This is a genomic window from Variovorax sp. WDL1 (genome assembly GCF_001541225.1).
Classification (GTDB): domain Bacteria; phylum Pseudomonadota; class Gammaproteobacteria; order Burkholderiales; family Burkholderiaceae_C; genus Variovorax.
This window is the reverse complement of record NZ_LMTS01000215.1, coordinates 4,970-8,646: the sequence shown is the minus strand read 5'-3', so window position 1 is coordinate 8,646 and position 3,677 is coordinate 4,970. Positions and strand designations below refer to the sequence as shown.

Below are 3,677 nucleotides of genomic sequence, written 5' to 3'. Positions count from 1 at the left end.
CAGATGGACCAGGTGACGCAGCAGAACGCGGCGCTGGTGGAAGAGGCCGCTGCCGCGGCGCAATCGATGCAGGAACAGGCCGGCAGCCTGGTCGAGGCAGTGAGCGTGTTCAAGCTGGAAGACCGCGCGCCTGCACTTGTTTTTGCGCACGACCCTCAAGCCCGGCGCGCAACTGCCGATAACTGATCGAGCACCGCGCCGACAGCCGGTACCGAGAAAGCTACCGAACCCGCGAATTTCTTTGGAGAGACCAAGACATGCTGAACAAGACCCCCGAACCCGCCCACCAGGCCGCGCACGGCACGGCCGCCTCCCTCGCATCCGGCGGCCGCCCGCTGGAGTTCCTGGCCTTCACGCTGGGCGAAGAGGAATACGGCATCGATATCCAGAAGGTGCAGGAGCTGCGCGGCTACGACGCGGTAACGCGCATCGCCAATGCGCCGGAGTTCATCAAGGGGGTGGTGAACCTGCGCGGGATCATCGTTCCGATCATCGACATGCGCATCAAGTTCGCCTTGGGCACGCCGACCTACGACCAGTTCACGGTGGTGATCGTGCTGAACATCGGCGGTCGCGTGGTGGGGATGGTGGTGGACAGCGTGTCGGACGTCATCACGCTGGGCGCGGAGCAGATCAAGCCGGCGCCCGAGATGGGCGCGGCGCTGGACACCGACTACCTGATCGGGCTGGGCACGCTGGAAGAGCGGATGCTGATCCTGGTGGACATCGACCGCCTGATGTCCAGCGAAGAGATGGGCCTGGTTGAAAGGATCGCAGCCTGAAGCTCCTTGGAGCTCCTTGGCGCTTCCCGAGGCCCCGAGGCCCCCGGCTCCACGAGAAAAATCATGAAAGCGTTCTACAACCTCAAGCTTGCGAGCAAGCTCCTTGTTTCCTTTGTCGCCGTGCTTGCACTGACGGCTTTCCTCGGCATCTTCGCGGTCGTCCAGATGGCGAAGGTCAACCGGATGTCGACCGAGATCTCGACCAACTGGATGCCTTCGGCGCAAGCGCTGCTGGAGCTCAAGGCACTCGCGGCGCGCTACCGCTCCGTGGAGATGCAGCACATCATGTCGACCGCGGCGGACGACATGGCGCGCTACGAGAAGACCATGGCCGCGGTGTGGGACGGCATGCGAACGACCCGCGAGCGCTACGAGCAGCTCATCAGCGCGCCCGCCGAGAAGGCGATGTACCAGAAGGTCGTCGAGGCCTCCGGCCGCTACGTCCAGGAGCATGAGAAGCTGATCGCCTTGTCCCGTGCGCAGAGGAACGAGGAGGCCGTGGCCCTGCTGCGCGGCGATTCGCTGCGCGTGAGCACGGAACTGAATGCGGCCATCGACCAGCTGGTGACGATCAACGTCGAGGGCGGCACCCAGGCCAGCGCCACGGCGGATGCGATCTACGCGCAAGGCCGGACGTGGATCCTCGCCGTCCTGGCGGGCAGCATCGTGCTGGGTCTCGGCTTCGCCATCTGGATCGCCCGCATCGTGTCTCGCCCCCTGGGCGAAGCGGTCCAGGTCGCGCAGTCGGTTGCCGCCGGCAACCTGACGAGCCGCATCGAGCCGCGCAGCACCGACGAAACCGGCCAGCTGATGCAGGCCCTGAAGAACATGAACGAGAGCCTGGTGACGATCGTGGGCCAGGTGCGCACGGGCACCGACACCATCGCCACTGCCTCGGGCCAGATCGCGGTGGGCAACCAGGACCTGTCCTCCCGCACGGAGGAGCAGGCCAGTTCGCTGGAGCAGACGGCCGCCTCCATGGAGGAGCTGACCACGACCGTCAAGCAGAACGCGGACAACGCGCGTCAGGCGAATCAACTGGCGCTTTCGGCTTCCGAGGTGGCGGTGAGGGGCGGCGACGTGGTGGGCCAGGTGGTGGACACGATGGGCTCGATCAACGCCTCGTCCAGGAAGATCGTGGACATCATCGCGGTGATCGACGGCATCGCCTTCCAGACGAACATCCTGGCGCTCAACGCCGCGGTGGAGGCGGCGCGGGCCGGCGAGCAGGGCCGCGGCTTCGCGGTGGTCGCCTCCGAAGTGCGCAACCTCGCGCAGCGCTCGGCGGCCGCCGCCAAGGAGATCAAGGGCCTGATCGACGACTCGGTGGGCAAGGTCGACGCGGGCACCGCGCTGGTGGGCGAAGCCGGCAAGACCATGGACGAGATCGTTGCCAGCGTCAAGCGCGTGACCGACATCATGGGCGAGATCACCTCCGCCAGCCAGGAACAGACCCAGGGCATCGAGCAGGTCAACCAGGCCATCAGCCAGATGGACCAGGTGACGCAGCAGAACGCGGCGCTGGTGGAAGAAGCGTCGGCCGCCGCGCAGGCCATGCAGGAGCAGGCCGCGGGCCTGGTCGAGTCGGTGCGCGTGTTCCAGCTGGACGCCCGGGCGCAGGAGGCCGCAGTTGCAGCGCCGGCGAGCTCCGTAGTCACCCGGGCGGTGCCGCGGAAGCCATCCGCGCCGGTGCTCAAGGCGGCGCCGCGGGGCATGGCGGCCACGGCCCTGTCGAAGCCGGCCGCGAAGCGCGAGCCCGTGCTGCAGCTGGGCACGGCGGGCGCTGCCGCGGGTGGCGACTGGACCGAGTTCTGAGTCGAGGAAACGAACCGTGAGTCTCAAGAATCTCAAAATCGGCACGCGCCTGGGCTTCGGCTTCGCCGCGGTGCTGCTGTTGCTGGCTGCCATCTCGGGTGTCGGGGTGCTGCGCCTGCAGAGCGTGGGCAACGCGACGGACCGCATGGTGCAAGGCGCCCTGGTCAAGGAGCGGCTGGCGAGCGAGTGGGCCAAGTTGCTGGGCACCGCCATCGTGCAGACCTTCGCGATGGCCAAGGCCACCGAGCCCGCGACCGAAGCCCATTTCGCCAAGGCGCGGCTCGAGACCTCGCAGCGCATCAACCCGGTGCAGAAGAAGCTGGAGGAACTGCTGAGCGCGCCCGAGGAGAAGAAGCTCTACGGCCAGGTGGCCGATGCGCGCAAGCTCGTCCTGGAGATCCTGGCCGAGATCGTCAAGCTCAAGGCCGCCGGCGACGCGGCGGGTGCCAACCAGCTGGCGGATACCCGCTTCTCCGCGGCGCTCAGCGTCTATGAAGAGGCAGTGGGCCGGATTGCAGCCTACGAGCGCGAGCAGATCGATGCGACCACCGCCGGCATCGCGAAGGACCATCAGAGCGGTCGCATGCTGATGATGGTGCTGTCGGCCGTGGCGCTGGTGCTGGGCGTCCTGTGCGCATGGCTGACTGCGCGCAGCATCACCCGGCCGCTGGGCGAAGCCGTCAAGGTCGCCGAGACCGTGGCGAGCGGCGACCTCAGCGCCCGCATCGAAGTGGACTCGCGCGACGAGACCGGCCAGCTCATGAACGCACTGCGCAACATGAACGCAAGCCTGGCGCGGGTGGTGGGGGACGTGCGCAACGGAACCGACACCATTGCCACCGCGTCGGGGCAGATCGCTTCGGGCAACCAGGATCTCTCGTCGCGCACCGAGGAGCAGGCCAGCTCGCTGCAGCAGACCGCGGCCTCGATGGAAGAGCTGACCTCCACCGTCAAGCAGAACGCGGACAACGCGCGCCAGGCGAACCAGCTCGCGCTTTCGGCTTCGGAAGTGGCGGTCAAGGGCGGCGATGTGGTCAACCAGGTGGTGGACACCATGGCTTCGATCCATGCCTCGTCCAA

At 67.2% G+C, this 3,677-nt stretch carries 2 protein-coding genes and 2 pseudogenes; all 4 read left to right on the top strand.

Annotated features, from left to right (window positions below):
* A pseudogene (locus tag APY03_RS27035) lies at positions 1 to 186 on the top strand (methyl-accepting chemotaxis protein); the annotation flags it as partial.
* 71 nt (positions 187 to 257) lie between these two features.
* Positions 258 to 782: a chemotaxis protein CheW gene (locus APY03_RS27030; RefSeq protein WP_068681709.1), complete on the top strand. Its 525-nt coding sequence runs from the start codon at positions 258 to 260 to the stop codon at positions 780 to 782.
* A gap of 63 nt (positions 783 to 845) precedes the next feature.
* A complete protein-coding gene (locus tag APY03_RS27025) occupies positions 846 to 2,597 on the top strand; it encodes a methyl-accepting chemotaxis protein (protein ID WP_068681707.1) in 1,752 nt (583 codons plus the stop codon).
* Between the two features lie 16 nt (positions 2,598 to 2,613).
* A pseudogene (locus APY03_RS44600) lies at positions 2,614 to 3,677 on the top strand (MCP four helix bundle domain-containing protein); the annotation flags it as partial.